This window comes from Hymenobacter mucosus (assembly GCF_900188255.1).
In the GTDB taxonomy this organism is placed as follows: domain Bacteria; phylum Bacteroidota; class Bacteroidia; order Cytophagales; family Hymenobacteraceae; genus Hymenobacter; species Hymenobacter mucosus.
This window is the reverse complement of the sequence record NZ_FZNS01000001.1, coordinates 889,717-906,710: the sequence shown is the minus strand read 5'-3', so window position 1 is coordinate 906,710 and position 16,994 is coordinate 889,717. Positions and strand designations below refer to the sequence as shown.

Sequence of the window (16,994 nt, the reverse complement as noted above, 5' to 3'; positions counted from 1 at the left end):
GCGGCCCGCGGGCTTACAAGAAAACAGCACGTACGGCGCGGTGCGCTAGCACGTGTTAGCCAAGCGTGTGATACACCGCTTGCACGTCGTCGTCGTCCTCAAACTTCTCAATGAGGTTCATCACTTCTTCCAGCTGGTCGCCTTCCAAATGCACGGTAGCATTGGGTACGCGCTGCAACTGCGACGACAACACGGCCAGGCCTTTCTCGTCCAGCGCCTTCTGCATCTGGCCGAAGTCGGCAAAGGCTGTTTCTACTACAATCAGATCCTTCACGTTGCCGTGCTCGTCCTCGTCCTGGTCGGCGTACACATCTTCGGCGCCAGCATCAATTAGTTCTAGCTCCAGTTCCTCCAGGTCGAGGCCTTCGGCAGCCAGCTTAAATACACCTTTGCGAGTGAACGTGAAATCGGAGGAGCCCGCCGTACCCAGGGCGCCATTGCCACGGTTGAAGTACATGCGCACGTTGGCCACGGTGCGGGTAGGGTTGTCGGTAGCCGTTTCTACTACAATGGCCACACCGTGGGGGGCGTAGCCCTCATACACCACTTCCTGGTAGTCTTTTTCCTCGCGGGAGCTAGCGCGCTTAATGGCCGCATCTACGCGGTCTTTCGGCATGTTTACACCCTTGGCGTTCTGGATGGCGGTACGCAGGCGGGAGTTGGTATCGGGGTTAGGGCCGGATTCTTTCACGGCCATCACAATTTCCTTCCCGATGCGGGTAAAGTCCTTGGACATCCGGTCCCAGCGCTTCATTTTGCGGCCTTTGCGGAATTCAAACGCGCGTCCCATCTATAGTAAGTTTGTGAAATGGTGAGTTAGTGAGGTTCAGTATCGGCGCGGGTGGGGCCGAAAGGGCCGCAAGTTAGCAGAAAGCCCGGCCGGGCGCAACGCAAACGCCTCCTGCCAGGGCCAAACCACGCGCCCAGCAAGCTGCCTACTTCCCAGCTGAGGAAATACCTACCTGAGCCGTGCCCAAGCCGGCTACCGCTACCGGCGCTACTGTTGGCGGAGGGTGTAGGTGCTTTGGTTGCCGGCTGGATAGCCCTGTATTTCGATGGTGAGCACCCCGTTGCGCAGCCGGAAAGTGCCTTGATCGGTGCGGGGCTGGCCGTTTTTGTCAGCGTACGAAAACGATATTTTGTCGCCGGCAAAGGTGTAGCGCCCATCCTGGTCGAAGCGGAGCGTGGTGCCATTGCCGGCTAGCGTCAGTCGTTTCTGGTAAGAGCCATCGGGGCGCAGGGCCAGGGTGCCACCCACACCCCGGGCCGGCATGGGGGTAGGACTAGTGCCCTTGTCCAGGATGGTGTAGGAAAGGTAGGAGTAGGTTGTGAAGAAAGAAGGTGCCAGCTTGGGCACAGCGGTGCTTTTGCGCTGTGCCATTGCCGCCGGAGGCACGCTCAGCAGCAAGCCGAAAACGAGAATGCGAAATACCATGCTGCAAGGTAAGCTCCCACGAAGTTTTGCTGCACTTTTACTTCCTTGCTTGGTGCGTGTGCCGGCTTTGTCTATCTGGTGCGCTTGCGCCCGTATTTCTGCCCTTTTCCTGCATGAAAAAACTCCTACTTGCTTTGTCACTGGCTGCCGCCGCCCCGGCGCTAGCCCAATCTAGCGTTCCAGCCTTCACGCTGAGCTGCGAAGGCCGCAAGCCCGACCACGCCCTACAACAGCAGCAGTGCGAACTGCGGGAGATGCAGCTAACTGCTCCCCCGGCCGGCACACCGCTCACAATAGACGCCGTAGCCAATGGTAGCATCACGGTGCGGGGGTGGGAAGGGGCAACCGTGCGGGTTCGTGCCCGAGTTGAAGGGCGCGCGGCCACTATGGAAGCAGCCCGAGCGCTTGCCAATGCCGTGAAAATCAGCACGACAGGCAACACCATTCGAGCTGCGCGGGCCAATAATTCGCTAGATAACTGGGAAGTAGGCTACGAAGTGCTGGTACCTGCCCAAACCAGCCTCACGCTGAAAGCCACAAACGGACACATCCGCATTGAGAACGTGGAGGGGGCCATCCGGTTTGAAACCACCAACGGCAGCATCACGCTGCAGGGCCTAGCGGGCGATGTGCGCGGCAAAACTACCAACGGCGGCATTACCCTGGGCCTTACCGGCACTACCTGGACGCGCGGCGGCCTCGATGTGAGCACCGTGAATGGAGGAATTACGTGGCAGATTCCGGCCACCTACGCTGCTACCATCATGGCGCGCACCGTGCACGGCCGCGTCACGGCGGCTTTGGCCGCCGGAGCGCGCAAGAGCTTGCTGGCCCACAATCTTACGGCCACCCTGGGCGCGGGCGGCCCGCAGTTGCGGGTGGCCACCGTATCGGGCGGTATTAGTGTCACGCAAGAAGGGGCGGGGCAATAGCATTTCCAGTAGCAGCTAAAACCGAGCAACGCAGCCCCTACCAATACCACCGCCGTAAATTGCTCTTGGTCGGTTGGTACTGGTAGGGCCTGCGTCGTTCGGCTATGCTTGAGCGGTAGCGTGGTGCTTATTCCGGCGACTTTCCCGTGCGAGGATTACGGGGCTCATCGGGGTGCTTCTTGGGGTAGTCGTTTTGCTTGTGGGCTTTCTGCTTTTTGATGAGCAGTGCTACTCCTACCAAAGCGCCAAAGCTCACGGCCGCAATGGTGAGCTTGGTCCGGAGCGGATCGGGAGCGGCGGTGGGCAGGTACGCCACACCGTTTTCGTCGGTGCGGGCAGGGTCTTGCACGTAGCGTCCTTTGGTAGGCATAGGGAAGTTGTCCGCAAGTTCTTGCAGGCCGGTAGCGGCTTCGGCACCTGTAATAACCGGGCCGTGTCCGCAGCCAATGGCCTCCGGGCGCAGGGCTGCCAACTGTTGCACCGACTCGCGCACTTGCTGCCAGTTATAGTTGAACGGAGCCCCCGCTACGCTGATTTTGGGGAGTTGCAACAGCAGGGAAGGTACCGATTCGTGGTTGGACGTGGCAAAAGCATCGGCCCCGAGTAGGGTACGGTCTTGCTCGCGGAACAAAGCCACCTGACCTGGCGCGTGGCCCGGTACGTGCAGCCAGCGCCAGTCGGGTAGGAACGGAACTTCAGTGTCAGCCGTGGGCAGGGCCTGGACGTAGTCGCTCAGCTGAAACGACTGGGGCGGGAAGAATCGGGCCACAAAGGCCAGCGAGCCGCCGTTTTCTACCGTTGGGTCGGCGGGGGGGTACACGGCTTTGGCCGTCAGGAAGGGTAACTCCAGCGGGTGAGCCAGAATTGGCACTTTCCAGTGCTCGGCTAAAGCCTGTGCCGAGCCCGCGTGGTCCATGTGGCCGTGCGTGAGAATAATGGCTTCGGGGTGGGTGCCAGGGTAGAATATCTCGTCGGCAGCGGCAATGATATCCTTCTCCGAGCCGGGGAGGCCAGTATCTACCAGCACCCATCCGCCGGCCGTTCCAGTTTCTACAAAATATACGTTTACGAAGCGTTGAATCTGCAGCTGCGTGACGCCAAAGGCTACTTTTTTCATCCGGTTTAGTAATTGGGAGTACATACTATTACCCGGCATACGCACGCAACTAGAACTTGGTCAACCGTAGCGCGGAAGTTCATGGAAGAAACGAGGATTCCAGGAGCTAACGACGGTGGGCCTACACGTAAAAAGCCCCTCCATGCGGAGGGGCTTTTTGTATAAGCAAGCAATAATGGGCTCGATTACTGAGCCGTAGTGCTGCCAGCAGTGGTACCACCAGCCGTGGTGCCACCAGCGGTAGTGCCGCCAGCCGTGGTACCCCCAGTAGTGTTCGTGCCGCCAGCCGTGCTGCCGGTAGTCGTGCTGCCATCGGTAGTGCCGGTAGTAGTAGAGCCAGTAGTGGTAGTGCCAGCCGTGGTGCCAGTAGCGTCCGAGCCGGAAGTAGTGCCAGCACCGTTCATGCTGCCAGCACCGCTGCCGCTCATGCTCGTGTCGCTGCTCATGCTGCCGTCGTTCATGCTACCATCGCTGGTACCTTCCATCGAGCCGGTGCCAGAGCCGCTAGTGCTGGTGCCTTCGCTACCGCTGCCTTCGCTGCCGCTACCGCCGCCGCAAGATGTGAAAGATAAAGAGGCCGCAGCCAGAGCTAAAAACAGAACCTTTTTCATGGTGTAGGTTGATGAGTGGGTGAGTAAGAATAAGTATGTTTCTGCCTTAGGTTGTGGTCAGATTCACCCTGTATACCTGGAATTGGAAAGAAGTAACCCAAATTCTGATAAAAAAATCTTGTTAATTTTATACTGGTTGAGCTTGCTTATGTGTTTATAGTTGAGTTAATATGCATTGTAAATAATTGATTGTCAGACTTATAATACTAAATCTGCTGATGGACACGGCTGGCTAGTATGCCTATATAAGTGCCGGAATATTCTGGTTACTTCTATTATGGGTAAGGGGTAGTAGGATAATGACCTCCCGTAAGCCATCCTCCTATAAGTAGCTTTTGTAAGTTAGATAGTGAGCACACCATCAGTAACTTGCGAACCTAGTGCTTGGGTGGGAGCATGGCCCTTGCTTTCAGTAGTGCGGGTCGAAAATACTTCGCTTTCTGAGGGCCTAGAACCCATGAAGGCAATTGCGGCAAGGGAGGGGCGCCAGAACAATCGGCTGTGGGTGTAGGTTGTTGGGGCCTTACGCACTTTTTGTACTGCATTATGAAAGCATATAAGCTGCACGCCCCCAAAAGCCTGGAAAACTTCAAACTCGGTGACTACGATGAGCCCATCGTGTACGACCACGAGGTAAAAATTCAGGTGAAGGCTGTTTCTCTCAACTTCCGCGACTGGGCTCTTGCCAACGGCTGGTTTGGCTATCCGGGCGAGAAGCTGCCCTTTATTCCCTTCAGCGACGCCGCCGGAGTGGTGACGGAAGTGGGCACTAGCGTTACCAAGTTTCAGCCCGGCGACAGGGTAGCCGTCAACTTCTTTCCCGACTGGCACGATGGGGCTTTCTCGACTGATAAGACGGCTCGCTCCTTGGGTGGCAGCACCGATGGGGTACTGGCAGAATACGTGAGCTTCCCGGAAGCCGCCGTGGTAAAAGTGCCCGACTCTTTTTCCTTTGAAGAAGCTGCCGCTTTCCCATGTGCGGGCGTTACGGCCTGGCATTCCTTGATAGTGGCGGCCCAACTGCGCCCCACCGATACGGTGCTGCTGCAAGGCACTGGCGGCGTTTCCATCTTTGGCTTGCAGCTAGCCAAACTGATGGGCGCGCAAACCATCATCACGTCGAGCTCTGATGAAAAGTTAGCCCAGGCTCAGGCCTTGGGAGCCGATCAGCTCATCAACTACAAAACTACTCCCAATTGGGAAGAGGAAGTTCGTACCCTAACCCAGGGGCGCGGGGCAACCTACGTAGTGGAGGTGGCCGGCCAATTGGCGCGCTCCATCAAAGCCTTACAGCCCGGCGGCACCATCTTCCAGATTGGGGCAGTAGGTGGCCCCAACGATGAAGCTCCCAACCTAGGCATGCTGCCAATTAACACCCAGCGGTTGCAAGGCATTTACGTGGGAAGCACCCAAATGCTATCTGACCTGTTCACGGCCTTTGACCGCAACAACCTGAAGCCCATTATCAGCAAAACATTCGGCTTCGACCAAGCAAAGGAAGCCCTGGCCTTCATGGGCAGCGGTTCGCACTTCGGTAAGATTGTCGTGCAAGTAGGATAGCACGCTACGCGAGCTAGTACCACAAAAGAGCCGGACCGTAGCTACGGTCCGGCTCTTTTGTAATGGTACAGCCAGGGTTAGCGAGCTGCTATAGCCTAGCAGCAGTTTACAGCTTTTCGTGGCGTGAAAGCGTGCGGGCTAGCCCAGTATCTCGCCCACCTTTGTGTACCGAATATCGGGGTAGCGAGCGTTGTCTAGGCGGTCTAACTTCGCCACGCCGCTAAGCATGTTGTGCAAGTACTGCATGCCCTGCCAAGGCGGAAATATCTCGTTGGGGGCGGGCATTAGGGTGCGCGTCACCTTTATCATGGTCGCAAGGGTGCCCAAGCTGCCCGCCCGAAAGAGCATGAAAGGATGCCCCAGAGCGGCGCTGGCAATTGCTTGCAGTTCACGAATACTGGCTACCTCACCAGCTACGCGCAGGTAGCGGGGCGTGGTAGGATCGAGGGCCGCGGCGGCCGTGAAGTTGGCCGTATCCACCATCGTTGTAAAATCCAGGGGCTGATCGGCGTCGCCCCAATACACTACCCGGTGCGGGCCTGGCAGGATAACCGGGGCTTGGCCTTTCAGCAGATCCATGAACATGCCGTTGAGAATGGAGGTGGCCTGAATAGGGGCCTGATCGAGCCGCTGCTGAAACTCTCGGCGCAGGTCGAAATTGCGGTTGGAGCCCTCGGGCAGCTTCGTGAAGTCGGCAGAATAATCGGAAGGAATGAAGCGCGGTACGCCGGCTGCTACGGCTGCATCAAGCAGCCGCGTTTGCGTATCCACAATAGTATCGCGCAGCCCCGATAGGGCCGATACAACGCAAGCGGCTTCGGCGCAGGCTTGGGTTAGGTCAGGGAGGCTGTTGTAGTCTACGGCTACTACTTCCACACCTTGCACGCGTAAGGATTCAGCTTCGGCCTTATGGATGGATGCGGGGCGGATGAGCGCCCGTACGGTGGCACCCCGCTGGCGTAGGTGGTGGGCAATGAGCAGGCCAAGGGCCCCGGTGGCGCCGGCCAGCACAACGGTAGCGGGCGCAGCAGAAGAAGATTGATCAGGCATATGCAAAGACAGTGAAGGCAGGCGAATGATACTGGCGGTTGAGCAGGCCGCTTCCGTATTAGAGAAAGAGTAGCGTGCCTGCGGGCCGCTAGTAATACCGCAATAGCCCCTTGGTAGTTGTGCCGTCGAGCTTAGTAGTCAAGCTAGAGGGGGGAGAAATCGGTAGGGAAAGTCAGTCTGTATAGAGGTGTTTTACAGCGTTGCTGTGGTGAGGGCCATACCCACCCAAGGTTCCGATTGAGTGGGTGCCACACCAGAACTAGCAAAACAATCGGGTTGCCGCCCGGGTAACTATCCATACATCAATCTTTACGCCGCTCCTCGCCGGGCTGCGTGGGTGCCAGTGCTCCTGGTGCTGCACCCAGATACTAGCTAACCTTACTGCATGGACGTAACTAGAAGCCACCGCTCCACCAAGCCCTACATTATAGCCTGGGTGTTTTCCCTGATTTTCTATTTTCTGGAGTACGCTGTGCGCTCGGGGCCAGCGGTGATGATATCGGAGCTGGCTGGCGTGTTTGGGGTTAGCAATGTGGAGGTAGGCACTATTCTCGGTACGTATTACTACACGTATTCCTTGGCGGGGCTGGTAGCCGGCATTGCCCTAGACCGGACGGGAGCCAAATACGCCTTACCAACGGGGGTGGCAATTGTGGCTCTGGGGTGTTTGCTGTTTGCGGTGCCCGGCACGGTAGCCGGCAATAGTGGGCGCTTGCTACAAGGAGCGGGCTCGGCAGTTGCCTTCACCGGCTCGGTGTACTTGGCCTCGCGCGGGTTTCAGGCTCGGTCTTTGGCTACGGCCATTGGCGCTACGCAGTGCTTGGGCATGCTGGGGGGCGCCCTGGGCCAGTCACTGGCGGGTCCGCTAATTCACGGAGGCTTCGATGTTCGCACCTACTGGTTAGTGATGGGCCTGGCCAACCTTGCTACGGGGCTGGCCTTGTATTTCGTCACGCCAAATGATGCGCCCACCCAAGCCCAGCCAGTAGCGCCCAGCACGGGGCTGCTGCAGCCCTATAAGATTGTATTTAGCAATTCACAGTCTTACCTGTGCGGTCTGATTGCGGGTCTGCTGTTTGCTCCTACTACCATCTTCGCCATGAACTGGGGCGTAGCGTCCTTGCAGCAAGATCAGAAAATGAGCTTCGAGGCAGCGGCATGGGCGTGCTCCATGGTGCCCCTGGGTTGGGTAGTTGGCTGCCCGCTGCTAGGGTGGGCTGCCGACCGGTTGGGCCGCCGCAAGCCAGTCCTGTTTGCCGGGGCCGCTGGCATGATTCTCATGGGCTTACAGGAGCTGTACTTGCCCAATGTCATGCCCCTGTACGTCAGTCTTTTCCTCTTTGGCGTGGCTTCCGGAGCGGCCATGATTCCGTATTCCATCATCAAAGAAGCCAATCCTGACCACGTGAAAGGTAGTGCCACCGGAGCTATGAACTTTCTCACCTTTGGCGTGACGGCCGTACTCGGCCCTCTGTTTGCGCGGTTGTACGGGCAAACCCTCGGAAGCGCCACCGACCCAGTTGCTCACTTTCACACCGGTGGCTTCTTCTGGGTTGGTACTACCAGCTTGGCTCTCCTGGCGGGGCTGCTGTTGCGCGAAACTGGAACAGGCCGGAAAGAAGCCCTTGCTGGCAGCCACTAAAACACCCGTCCCGATGGGGCGCCATGACCACTTCTGCTGCCTAGCATAGTGGTCGGCAAATCAGCCGGGAGAATTTAGCGAGGGTCGGCAAGCTGCAGGGCGTTGGTCCATTCTAGCTCGGTTTTGGGCGAGGCACTTTTAAGCGCGCTAGCCAAATCCGGGGCCGCTGCTAGTATGCTCTTACTGGTTAGCTTAACGGGAACAAGTTGAGCGTTGGGCCGCCGCAGAAAGTATTCACTTTTGTCCTCCAGTTCGGCACCCTTGCTTTCCACGCCGTAGCCCGTGTGGGCCGGGGCTTTGCGCACGTGCATAACGTAGTGCTTTAGCAGCTCATAGCGCCCGGTGTGTAATACTTCCACAAAGTCGCTGCTCTGATTCGGGAGAGGTGCTTCCGTGAACCGCCGAAAGGTCCGCTGCCGGGCAGGCATGCCACTCGCCGCCGGCACCTGCAAGGTAAAACTGGTCACGTACCGGTCATCGAGCTGTAGCGAGTCAGTAGTGCCGTGTTTGCGCATCAGAATGCGGTGGTTGAATACGTCATACTTGAGCGGTACCACTGCCAGGGGCGTGTTATTCTTGGTAGTCAGCTGCCCGGGCAGCCAGCGTGCATCCACGTAAGGGTTTCCCACTACGCCATCGTTGCGGCCTAAATACAGCGGGGCCGGAGCACCGGTAGCCAAGGCATCCAGGTTGGATTGGCCGGCCGCGCCGGACTGCTCGGGGCTGGCCTGCTGCGCTTGGGCAAGTTGGGCAGTAGCCACCAGTACGGGCAGGAGTAGGGCAGAAAGACGCATAACTGACACAAAAATTAGCGATACAATTAGGAGTAGCGTGAGGCCCCAAGATAACGGGAATTTCTACTGTATAATACCCGCCCGCGAGCAGAACACGGCTGTATACTACTCCTTGCTTATCAGAAGCTGACCGGGAAGCTGGCGTCAACTCGCGCGGAGGTTTGAAGCCGGCAACCGTCGTTAAAAGACGGAAGATGAGCCCGCCCAGCCACCATTCTTGGAGTGCTACCCACAGGCAAGTAGCTGCGTTGCGTGCTGGCGTGCCCGCCTCTCGCCACTGCTCGTATAGGGAAGTAAGCGCCACTATTCCCTGCCCCGCCCAATGAACCAAGACACCACCTCCGACTTTCCTGCCGGTGCCTTCCGCCGCCAAGACGAAACTCCGGACGCAAACTTCTACCACTTTCCGCGCTTCGTCACGCACATAGACGATGCCGCCATTGAGGCCGTTACGCAGCTATACCGGGAGTACTTTCCGGCAGGTAGCACTCTGCTAGACCTGATGAGCAGCTGGATTAGCCACCTGCCGGCGGAAGTGGCCTACCATCGGGTGGTAGGCCTGGGCATGAACGACGCGGAGCTGCGTGCTAATCCTCGGCTGACGAGCTACGTAGTGCAGGACCTCAATCAGCGGCCCACCTTGCCATTTGCCGACGCCGAGTTTGCGGGCGCCGCTATTTGCGTTTCTATCGACTACCTGACTCAGCCCGTAGCGGTACTGCGCGAGCTAAGCCGGGTGCTGAAGCCTGGGGCGCCCTTGGTTATTACCTTTTCCAACCGGTGCTTCCCGAGCAAGGCTATTGCCGTCTGGCATGCCCTGGACAGCCGCGGCCACCTAGCGCTGGTGCAACGCTTTTTGGAAGCCGCCGGGGGCTGGCACGCCATCCAACTCCTCGACCGTAGCCCCCAACCCGCTGGAGTATCCGACCCCTTATTTGCCGTTGTTGCCTGGGCTGGTTCTGCGCCAGCAGGGGGGTAGCACAAGAGAGAAAACGGAAGGACCCGTTGCTATCATTCGCCAGGATGATTGTGCGCTAAAATTTCTTCCATCTGCTCTGCTGTTGGCGTGTTTTCTTGCCTACCTATCAGTCTCTATCCACCCTACTCTATGCAATCTGCCAGTACCGTTTTTGTAGTTCGTCCCGCCCGCTTCGGCTTCAACGTCGAAACGGCATCCTCTAACTCTTTTCAGCAATTGGTGAGCGGGTTGAGCATGGAGGACCTGCAAAGCCAGGTGGCGGCCGAGTTTGACGGAGTCGTGTTGACGCTACGGAGCAAGGGGGTGCAGGTCCTCGTGTTCGAGGACACGCCCGAGCCTCCAAAGCCCGACGCCGTGTTTCCCAACAACTGGCTGACCCTGCACGCGGATGGCACTGCGCTGCTCTACCCCATGTGTGCTCCCAACCGCCGCCCCGAGCGTCGCTCGGATATTGTAGCTGCACTGGGCGCGCAGTTTCATATTCGCCAGGTACACGATGTATCGGCGTACGAAACTCAGGGCCGCTTTCTGGAGGGTACGGGTAGTATCATCTTCGACCATGAACATCGGATTGCCTACGCGTGCTTGTCGGTGCGCACTGACGCGGAGCTGCTGCTGCAAGTAACGGCTCGCCTTGGTTTTCAGGCAGTCACCTTCCACGCCGAGGATACCCACGGGCAGGCCATCTACCACACCAACGTAATGATGTGCATTGGGACGCATTTCGCCGTGATATGCCTGGAAAGCATTCCTGATGCGCAAGAGCGCGCTACCATAACGGCTTCTCTGGCTAGCACTGGGCACGAGCTAGTGGCCATTACGCTGGCCCAAGCGGCTTGCTTTGCGGGCAATATGCTTACGCTGCAGCCCGCCGGTGATGGGCCGGAGCTGTTGGCGCTGTCGCAGCGTGCGTACGATGCGCTGACGCCCCAGCAGTGTGCAATCTTGGCCCGCTACTGCGAGCTGGTTCCGCTGGCTATTCCTACCATTGAAACTATTGGCGGGGGGAGTGTGCGCTGCATGCTGGCCGAAGTATTCTTGCCCCGAAAGAACTGATTGTGAACTGCCGAGTCAAGTAGTGAAAAATTCTTTTGAATTATTAGTATGTTGCTCATAATCAGAGAGAATAAACTGCTACATTCTCGTGTTTTATGGGTTTTACGGGAGCTATCCTGGGGGCTGTAGTGTTATAACTAGCTATGACCCAAACCCAGCTGTTTCCCTCGCTCGATATTCTTGCCCCAACCCCCGAAGTGCGTCAGCACAGCGCCAAAGTGTGGCTGCCGAAGCGCGTAGTATTCACGCCCGATGCCCTAAACCAGCCTTTCGGACAGCAAATCCTGGAGCGCGTTACCCGCCACGGGCTGGAAGTAGAACTGCTGAAAAGCAACCGTCTAACCGGCGTGCGTGGTGAAGACCCGCGTGAGACATACCGCCGGGCCAAAAGCACCCTGGCCGTGGTGTGCGCTCCGCCTAGCGCCTTACGCTTGCAGCCCACTCCACCCTCCGCCGACTGGCAAATGAACTTAGCTGAGGGCTGCCCGGCCCACTGCCAGTACTGTTACTTGGCGGGTAGCTTGGCGGGGCCGCCGGTGGTAAAGGTGTTTGCCAATCTGCCTCAGCTGTTGCAGAACACGGCCACGTACGAGCAGCCGGGCCGCGTCACGAGTTTTGAGGTAAGCTGCTACACCGATGTACTCGGCATTGAGCACCTGACGGGCAGCTTGGCGGAGTGTATTCGCTACTACGGGCAGCGCGAAGGTGCCCGGTTGCGCTTCGTGAGCAAGTACGACCATGTTGACTCGCTGCTGGCGGTGCCGCACAATGGGCACACCCGTGCCCGTTTCAGCCTGAATGCCGAACCGGCCGTGCGCAAGCTAGAAGGTGGTACGGCGTCCGTGGAGGCTCGTTTGCAGGCATTGCGCCAGATGGCGTTGCCGCGGGAGCAGGGTGGGGGCGGCTACCCGGTGGGGGTGGTGCTGGCGCCTATTATGCCCATTCCTAACTGGGAGCAGGAGTATCGGTCGTTGCTGGACAGGCTGCACGCTACCCTCGACTTCCCCTGCGACCTGACGGCTGAGTGCATTACCCACCGCTTTACGCCCGGCTCTAAGGACGTCTTGCTGCAGTGGTATCCCAATACCTCCCTGGACTTGGAGGAAGCTACCCGCGCCGTGAAGCGGAATAAGTTCGGGGGAACTAAGTACGTGTACCAGCCCACGGATATGCGTCAGCTGAAAGAGTTCTTTTACCATGAGTGGCAGCAGCGCTTTCCCAACGCTCCGCTGCTGTACTGGACCTAGTAGAGCCCGGCTGACTACAAACTAGGTTAGTATCAACAAGGCAAAAGCCCCTAGTATTACTAGGGGCTTTTGCGTTATCACCTTGTTCTGAAATCCAACTAAGCAGCCGGTGAAGCTTCTTTGAGACCCAGCACCGCACTGGTGCGGCTGCGAAGCTCCGCTACCATTTGCGGATTGGCATTCAAATCTAGCCCAAAGGAAGGTATCATCTCGCGCATCTTGGCTTGCCACTCGGGCGTAGCAGCCTGAGCTGGGAAGCAGCGCTGCACCAGCCCAACCATAATGCTCACAGCCGTGGACGCACCGGGCGAAGCACCTAGCAGCGCGGCAATAGAGCCATCGGCGGCGGCTACTACCTCGGTACCAAATTCCAGCACCCCGCCTTGCTTTTCATCCTTCTTGATAACCTGCACCCGCTGACCTGCAATTTCCAGCTGCCAGTCCTCGGCGCGTGCTTCTGGTAGATACTCGCGCAAGGCCTCCAGCCGGTCTTGCGGCGACTGGCGCACCTGGTTGATAAGGTACTTCGTGAGGGGAATATTCTTTAGGCCCGCAATAATCATGGGGCGCATGTTGCTCAGCTTCACCGACAGGGGCAGATCCAGGTAGGAGCCCTGCTTCAGGAACTTGGTGCTGAAGCCCGCATACGGACCAAACAGCAATTCCTGCTTGCCATTGATAACGCGCGTGTCGAGGTGAGGCACCGACATGGGCGGAGAGCCCACCGCGGCTTTGCCGTACACCTTAGCGTGGTGACGCGCAATTACCTCGGGATTCACACACTTCAGCCACTGTCCACTCACCGGGAAGCCGCCAAAACCCTGGCCCTCTGGAATGCCTGACTTAATTAGGAGAGGTAACGAACCCCCTCCGGCGCCAATGAATACGAAGGGCGCACGGATTTTTACCGCCGCACCAGTAGACAGGTCTTTTGCCTTAAGACGCCACCGGCTGTCTTCCTTGCGGCTGATCTTCTCTACGTCGTGGTGGAAGTAGAACGATACGCCGGGCTTTTCCTGCAGCAGCGTAAACATGCCGCGCGTTAGGGAGCCGAAGTTTACGTCGGTGCCCAGATCCATGCGGGTAGCGGCCACGGGTTGGTTGGGGTCGCGCCCATCCATTACCAAGGGCATCCACTGCTCCATCTGGTCCCGGTCTTCGGTGTACTCCATGCCCTTGAACAAGGGCGATTGGGTGAGGGCAGCGTGACGCTTGCGCAGAAAGTTTACGTTCTTATCGCCCCACACAAAGCTCAGGTGCGGAATATGATTGATGAAGCGGCTAAGCTCCTTCACTTCGTATTTCTCCGCCAGAAACGACCAGAACTGCTTTGACTGCTCGAACTGCTCGGCAATCTTGATGGCCTTGCTAGTGTCAATGCTGCCGTCGGGCTTTTCAGGCGTATAATTTAGCTCGCAGAAGGCGGAATGGCCCGTGCCTGCATTATTCCAGGCATCGGAGCTTTCGGCGGCGGCCACATCGAGACGTTCGAAAATGGCAATGGTGAGGTCGGGTTGCAACTCCTTGAGCATCATGCCCAGTGTCGCACTCATAATGCCGGCGCCAATCAGCACAACATCAGCGGAAAGGCCAGCAGCAGGTTCGGTCGTACTCATGCGTAATCAGGAAAAGGACTAACGAAGTACGGTGAAAGTTGGAAAAGGTGGCTTCTGTTTCGGTAGGGAACCCAAAAAAAATTAGCCGCCGACTTCGTGTAAGAAATGCGTACGTGAGGATTATAACAGCTTGTTTTGCGCAATATACGGCCTGCGCTATGTCATTTCTATGGTAGAAACCACGGCCCTGTGATGTCGGCCCGCGCAGGCAGCACGTACCAACAATGGGGCGGCTTGCCTCGGTTCCATGCTAGCTACCATAGTACCAGGAAGTTTTGCCAGTAGGCTACCCTAAGTAGGCGGACGTAAGATAGTATCTGCTAGCAGGTGCTATCGGCCGTAGCTGCGCCGGCCAAGCCGCACAGCTAACCAAATGGGCGCGTGGGGAGTTACTACGTGCTGAAACTTCATCTACTATCCCCTCATCCTATGAATCTGGCAGAAAACACGGTATTGATTACGGGCGGGGCGTCCGGTATTGGGCTGGCGCTAGCCGAGCGGTTTCAGCGGGCCGGAAGCACCGTCATCGTGTGTGGCCGTCGGGAAGACAAACTTCTGGAAGCCCAGCAGCACCTACCCGGCCTGCACACCCGGGTGTGCGACGTGGCGGTGGCAGCCGAGCGCGTGGCGCTACTTGAGTGGGTGCAGCAGGCTTTCCCTCGCTTAAATGTGCTGGTAAACAACGCTGGGGTGCAGCGCCGCATTCAGCTTGCCGACGACGAGGCCTGGGAAGTGCGCCGCCAAGAACTGCTCATCAACGTGGAGGCGCCCATTCATTTAGCTACGTTGTTTATTCCGCATCTGCGGGAGCAACCAAACCCCGCAATTATCAATGTCACGTCGGGTTTGGCGTTTGCGCCCATGGCGCTGGCTCCCATTTATAGCGCCACGAAGGCTGCATTGCATTCCTTCACTATTTCCCTGCGTCATCAGCTGGCCGCTACTCCCATTCAGGTGCTGGAAATAGTGCCCCCCGCAGTGAATACCGACCTGGGCGGCGCTGGCCTCCACACGTGGGGAGTGCCCGTAAACGACTTTGCCGACTCCGTAATGGCGCGCCTGGCCGCCGGCGAGCAGGAGGTAGGCTACGGCACCTCCGAAGAAATTCGCCGTGCTTCCCGGGAGCAGATTGACGCCCGCGTTGCGGCCATGAACAACCGGTAAGTGCAATACCCTCCTCAGGGTAGAAAAAAGCGAGGGAATGGCGAAGGCACTTGCGCCTTCGCCATTCCCTCGCTTTTTAAATGCTAGCTACTACAGCTTCTTATCCAGCCATATCCACGGTAGGGTCCAGGGTGAAGGGTTGGTCGGTGGGTTCCACTACGGAGCGGGTTTTGGGCAAGCTAGTAGGGTGCTGCTGCTGAATGAACTTGATCAACTGCTCGCGCACGGCGCAGCGCAAATCGAAAGCTTGGCTGGAGTTGGCAGCACTCATCAGGCAGCGTAGCTCCAAGGTACGTTCCTTGGAATCAGTAACCTGTAGCAAGCACACGCGCCGGTCCCAAAGCGGGTGGCTTGCTACCACGCGCTGAAGCTCCGCCCGCACGGCATCAACAGGGATGGTATAATCGGTGTACAAAAACACGGTGCCTAGCAGTTGAGATGTAGAGCGCGTCCAGTTCTGAAAGGGCTTCTCTATGAAGTAATTGAGCGGGAGTACCAGTCGACGCTCATCCCAAATGCGCAGTACTACATACGTGAAAGTAATTTCCTCAACCCGTCCCCATTCGCCCTCTACCACCAGCACGTCATCCAGCCGAATGGGTTGAGTAAAGGCAATCTGAAAGCCCGCCAGCAAGTTGCTGAGGGAGCGTTGAGCCGCGAAGCCAATAATTACGCTGGCAATACCGGCCGAAGTGAGCAAGCCAGTACCAATTTTGCGAACCGTAGCAAAGCTCATCAGAACCAAGGCAGTAGCCACAAAGATGATGAGCGTAACGGCCAGCTTCTTGACAAATTGCAGCTGCGTGAACAGCTTCCGCACCCGAAAATTATCATCCTGGTCGAGGCGGTAGTGCTCTTCCACTAGGTCCTGGGCTACGTCTACCGTCTTCACGAGGCCCCAGGCAAAGGTGGCAATCAGGGCGGTTTCTACCAGGCGCCGCACTACCTCGAAGGGGCGGTCCTCCAGGGGCGTAAGCGGGAGCATGAACGACAGCGCCAAGACGGGAAAAAACCAAGCACTCGGGCTGTTCAAGTGGCGCGCAACGGACTGGGTGAGCAGGGTCTGTTCGCGCCGGTTGTAGGCATTGAGTAAGGCAAAAATGATGACTTTCACTAGCCAGCCCCCAAATAAGCTAGCGGCAATGATGCCTGCCGTTTGCAGAAGAAAGCGTAGGTGGTCGGTAAGGTCAGGAAAATGGTCCATGCGGTAAGGTCAGGCGCAGGCAGTAGAGGATTCAGCCAGATGTACCCCGAACGGTACGCAAAGGTTGAACGAAACCGAGCAAATGGGCTGTTGAGCTTGATGCTGGCACACCAACCTAGCGTATTATTTCCACGTAACACGGGTTAGATGATGAGCTTGTATCAGATTACCTATACCAGCGTAGCAACTCAGCAGCTAAGTGAAGCCCAGCTGGCTGCGCTGCTCGAACAGGCTCGCTCCAAGAACGAAGCCCAACGCATTTCGGGCCTCCTGTTGTACAGCCAGCAGCGCATTATTCAGGTGCTGGAGGGAGAAGAAACGGCGGTGCGAACTATCTACGAAGTCATCCAGCAGGATCCCCGCCATACTCAGGTAGAAACCCTCATGGCAGGGCCAGTTGCCCGGCGCTCCTTTCCCGACTGGAGCATGGGATTTGCCTCCGTTAGCCCCCAAGATTTTGCGCCTCTAGTGGGCTACATCAACCCACAACGGCGGCACTTTCTGCTGCCTCGTGCCCACAACACCAGCCCTGAACTGCTGCAATTGCTAGAAGATTTTGTGGCCTCCCAGCCGACAAGCCACTAGCC

At 57.7% G+C, this 16,994-nt stretch carries 16 protein-coding genes; 8 read left to right on the top strand and 8 right to left on the bottom strand.

The window, feature by feature from the left end:
- Positions 1-55: 55 nt before the first annotated feature.
- Positions 56-790 carry a YebC/PmpR family DNA-binding transcriptional regulator gene (locus CHB83_RS03775; protein ID WP_045689816.1) on the bottom strand — a complete coding sequence of 245 codons (735 nt, stop codon included), beginning with the start codon at positions 788-790 and terminating at the stop codon, positions 56-58.
- A gap of 207 nt (positions 791-997) precedes the next feature.
- A complete protein-coding gene (locus CHB83_RS03770) occupies positions 998-1,435 on the bottom strand; it encodes a hypothetical protein (RefSeq protein ID WP_045689817.1) in 438 nt (145 codons plus the stop codon).
- A 113-nt stretch (positions 1,436-1,548) separates the two neighbouring features.
- On the opposite strand from CHB83_RS03770, the gene CHB83_RS03765 reads away from it, so the two are divergent.
- The gene (locus CHB83_RS03765; RefSeq protein WP_089331701.1) at positions 1,549-2,367 is read left to right on the top strand and encodes a DUF4097 family beta strand repeat-containing protein; all 819 of its coding nucleotides are present in this window, start codon (positions 1,549-1,551) and stop codon (positions 2,365-2,367) included.
- Positions 2,368-2,494: 127 nt separating this feature from the next.
- Here the strand turns inward: CHB83_RS03765 and CHB83_RS03760 are convergent, their stop codons facing one another.
- A complete protein-coding gene (locus CHB83_RS03760; protein WP_179225442.1) occupies positions 2,495-3,484 on the bottom strand; it encodes an MBL fold metallo-hydrolase in 990 nt (329 codons plus the stop codon).
- 185 nt (positions 3,485-3,669) lie between these two features.
- The gene (locus tag CHB83_RS03755; RefSeq protein ID WP_045689819.1) at positions 3,670-4,095 is read right to left on the bottom strand and encodes a hypothetical protein; all 426 of its coding nucleotides are present in this window, start codon (positions 4,093-4,095) and stop codon (positions 3,670-3,672) included.
- Between the two features lie 546 nt (positions 4,096-4,641).
- Here CHB83_RS03755 and CHB83_RS03750 point away from each other — a divergent pair.
- Positions 4,642-5,655 (top strand): zinc-dependent alcohol dehydrogenase family protein, encoded by a 1,014-nt coding sequence (locus tag CHB83_RS03750; RefSeq protein ID WP_045689820.1) that lies wholly within the window; start codon positions 4,642-4,644, stop codon positions 5,653-5,655.
- A 138-nt stretch (positions 5,656-5,793) separates the two neighbouring features.
- Here the strand turns inward: CHB83_RS03750 and CHB83_RS03745 are convergent, their stop codons facing one another.
- Complete coding sequence (locus CHB83_RS03745) at positions 5,794-6,705, bottom strand: NmrA family NAD(P)-binding protein (RefSeq protein ID WP_089331699.1); 912 nt, start codon at positions 6,703-6,705, stop codon at positions 5,794-5,796.
- Positions 6,706-7,090: 385 nt separating this feature from the next.
- Between CHB83_RS03745 and CHB83_RS03740 the strand changes: the two genes are divergently transcribed.
- A complete protein-coding gene (locus tag CHB83_RS03740) occupies positions 7,091-8,347 on the top strand; it encodes an MFS transporter (protein WP_089331698.1) in 1,257 nt (418 codons plus the stop codon).
- 74 nt (positions 8,348-8,421) lie between these two features.
- Here the strand turns inward: CHB83_RS03740 and CHB83_RS03735 are convergent, their stop codons facing one another.
- Positions 8,422-9,141 carry a hypothetical protein gene (locus tag CHB83_RS03735; RefSeq protein ID WP_089331697.1) on the bottom strand — a complete coding sequence of 240 codons (720 nt, stop codon included), beginning with the start codon at positions 9,139-9,141 and terminating at the stop codon, positions 8,422-8,424.
- A 322-nt stretch (positions 9,142-9,463) separates the two neighbouring features.
- Here CHB83_RS03735 and CHB83_RS03730 point away from each other — a divergent pair, with 322 nt between their 5' ends.
- The 3 genes from CHB83_RS03730 to CHB83_RS03720 all read left to right on the top strand — a co-directional run bounded on the left by CHB83_RS03730 (position 9,464) and on the right by CHB83_RS03720 (position 12,423).
- A complete protein-coding gene (locus CHB83_RS03730; protein ID WP_089331696.1) occupies positions 9,464-10,120 on the top strand; it encodes a class I SAM-dependent methyltransferase in 657 nt (218 codons plus the stop codon).
- Between the two features lie 129 nt (positions 10,121-10,249).
- Positions 10,250-11,176 (top strand): citrulline utilization hydrolase CtlX, encoded by a 927-nt coding sequence (gene ctlX, locus CHB83_RS03725; RefSeq protein ID WP_089331695.1) that lies wholly within the window; start codon positions 10,250-10,252, stop codon positions 11,174-11,176.
- Positions 11,177-11,319: 143 nt separating this feature from the next.
- Positions 11,320-12,423, top strand: coding sequence for a spore photoproduct lyase family protein (locus tag CHB83_RS03720; protein WP_082455464.1), 1,104 nt, complete (start codon positions 11,320-11,322; stop codon positions 12,421-12,423).
- A gap of 98 nt (positions 12,424-12,521) precedes the next feature.
- Here CHB83_RS03720 and CHB83_RS03715 read toward each other — a convergent pair whose 3' ends face one another.
- Positions 12,522-14,039, bottom strand: coding sequence for a malate:quinone oxidoreductase (locus tag CHB83_RS03715; protein ID WP_089331694.1), 1,518 nt, complete (start codon positions 14,037-14,039; stop codon positions 12,522-12,524).
- A gap of 429 nt (positions 14,040-14,468) precedes the next feature.
- Between CHB83_RS03715 and CHB83_RS03710 the strand changes: the two genes are divergently transcribed.
- A complete protein-coding gene (locus CHB83_RS03710) occupies positions 14,469-15,203 on the top strand; it encodes an SDR family oxidoreductase (RefSeq protein ID WP_089331693.1) in 735 nt (244 codons plus the stop codon).
- Positions 15,204-15,303: 100 nt separating this feature from the next.
- On the opposite strand, the gene CHB83_RS03705 is transcribed toward CHB83_RS03710, so the two are convergent.
- Entirely contained in the window at positions 15,304-16,407 is a 1,104-nt protein-coding gene (locus tag CHB83_RS03705; protein WP_245855270.1) for a mechanosensitive ion channel family protein, read from the bottom strand.
- Positions 16,408-16,554: 147 nt separating this feature from the next.
- Here CHB83_RS03705 and CHB83_RS03700 point away from each other — a divergent pair, with 147 nt between their 5' ends.
- Complete coding sequence (locus tag CHB83_RS03700; RefSeq protein WP_052694885.1) at positions 16,555-16,992, top strand: BLUF domain-containing protein; 438 nt, start codon at positions 16,555-16,557, stop codon at positions 16,990-16,992.
- Positions 16,993-16,994: the final 2 nt, after the last annotated feature.

Bases quoted from the DNA above. Each gene is read 5' to 3' on its own strand.
- ctlX (WP_089331695.1), top strand. From the start codon at position 10,250: ATGCAATCTGCCAGTACCGTTTTTGTAGTTCGTCCCGCCCGCTTCGGC.
- CHB83_RS03730 (WP_089331696.1), top strand. From the start codon at position 9,464: ATGAACCAAGACACCACCTCCGACTTTCCTGCCGGTGCCTTCCGCCGC.
- CHB83_RS03715 (WP_089331694.1), bottom strand. From the start codon at position 14,039: ATGAGTACGACCGAACCTGCTGCTGGCCTTTCCGCTGATGTTGTGCTG.
- CHB83_RS03745 (WP_089331699.1), bottom strand. From the start codon at position 6,705: ATGCCTGATCAATCTTCTTCTGCTGCGCCCGCTACCGTTGTGCTGGCC.
- CHB83_RS03765 (WP_089331701.1), top strand. From the start codon at position 1,549: ATGAAAAAACTCCTACTTGCTTTGTCACTGGCTGCCGCCGCCCCGGCG.
- CHB83_RS03735 (WP_089331697.1), bottom strand. From the start codon at position 9,141: ATGCGTCTTTCTGCCCTACTCCTGCCCGTACTGGTGGCTACTGCCCAA.
- CHB83_RS03740 (WP_089331698.1), top strand. From the start codon at position 7,091: ATGGACGTAACTAGAAGCCACCGCTCCACCAAGCCCTACATTATAGCC.
- CHB83_RS03760 (WP_179225442.1), bottom strand. From the start codon at position 3,484: ATGAAAAAAGTAGCCTTTGGCGTCACGCAGCTGCAGATTCAACGCTTC.
- CHB83_RS03705 (WP_245855270.1), bottom strand. From the start codon at position 16,407: ATGGACCATTTTCCTGACCTTACCGACCACCTACGCTTTCTTCTGCAA.
- CHB83_RS03700 (WP_052694885.1), top strand. From the start codon at position 16,555: ATGATGAGCTTGTATCAGATTACCTATACCAGCGTAGCAACTCAGCAG.
- CHB83_RS03720 (WP_082455464.1), top strand. From the start codon at position 11,320: ATGACCCAAACCCAGCTGTTTCCCTCGCTCGATATTCTTGCCCCAACC.
- CHB83_RS03710 (WP_089331693.1), top strand. From the start codon at position 14,469: ATGAATCTGGCAGAAAACACGGTATTGATTACGGGCGGGGCGTCCGGT.
- CHB83_RS03775 (WP_045689816.1), bottom strand. From the start codon at position 790: ATGGGACGCGCGTTTGAATTCCGCAAAGGCCGCAAAATGAAGCGCTGG.
- CHB83_RS03750 (WP_045689820.1), top strand. From the start codon at position 4,642: ATGAAAGCATATAAGCTGCACGCCCCCAAAAGCCTGGAAAACTTCAAA.
- CHB83_RS03755 (WP_045689819.1), bottom strand. From the start codon at position 4,095: ATGAAAAAGGTTCTGTTTTTAGCTCTGGCTGCGGCCTCTTTATCTTTC.
- CHB83_RS03770 (WP_045689817.1), bottom strand. From the start codon at position 1,435: ATGGTATTTCGCATTCTCGTTTTCGGCTTGCTGCTGAGCGTGCCTCCG.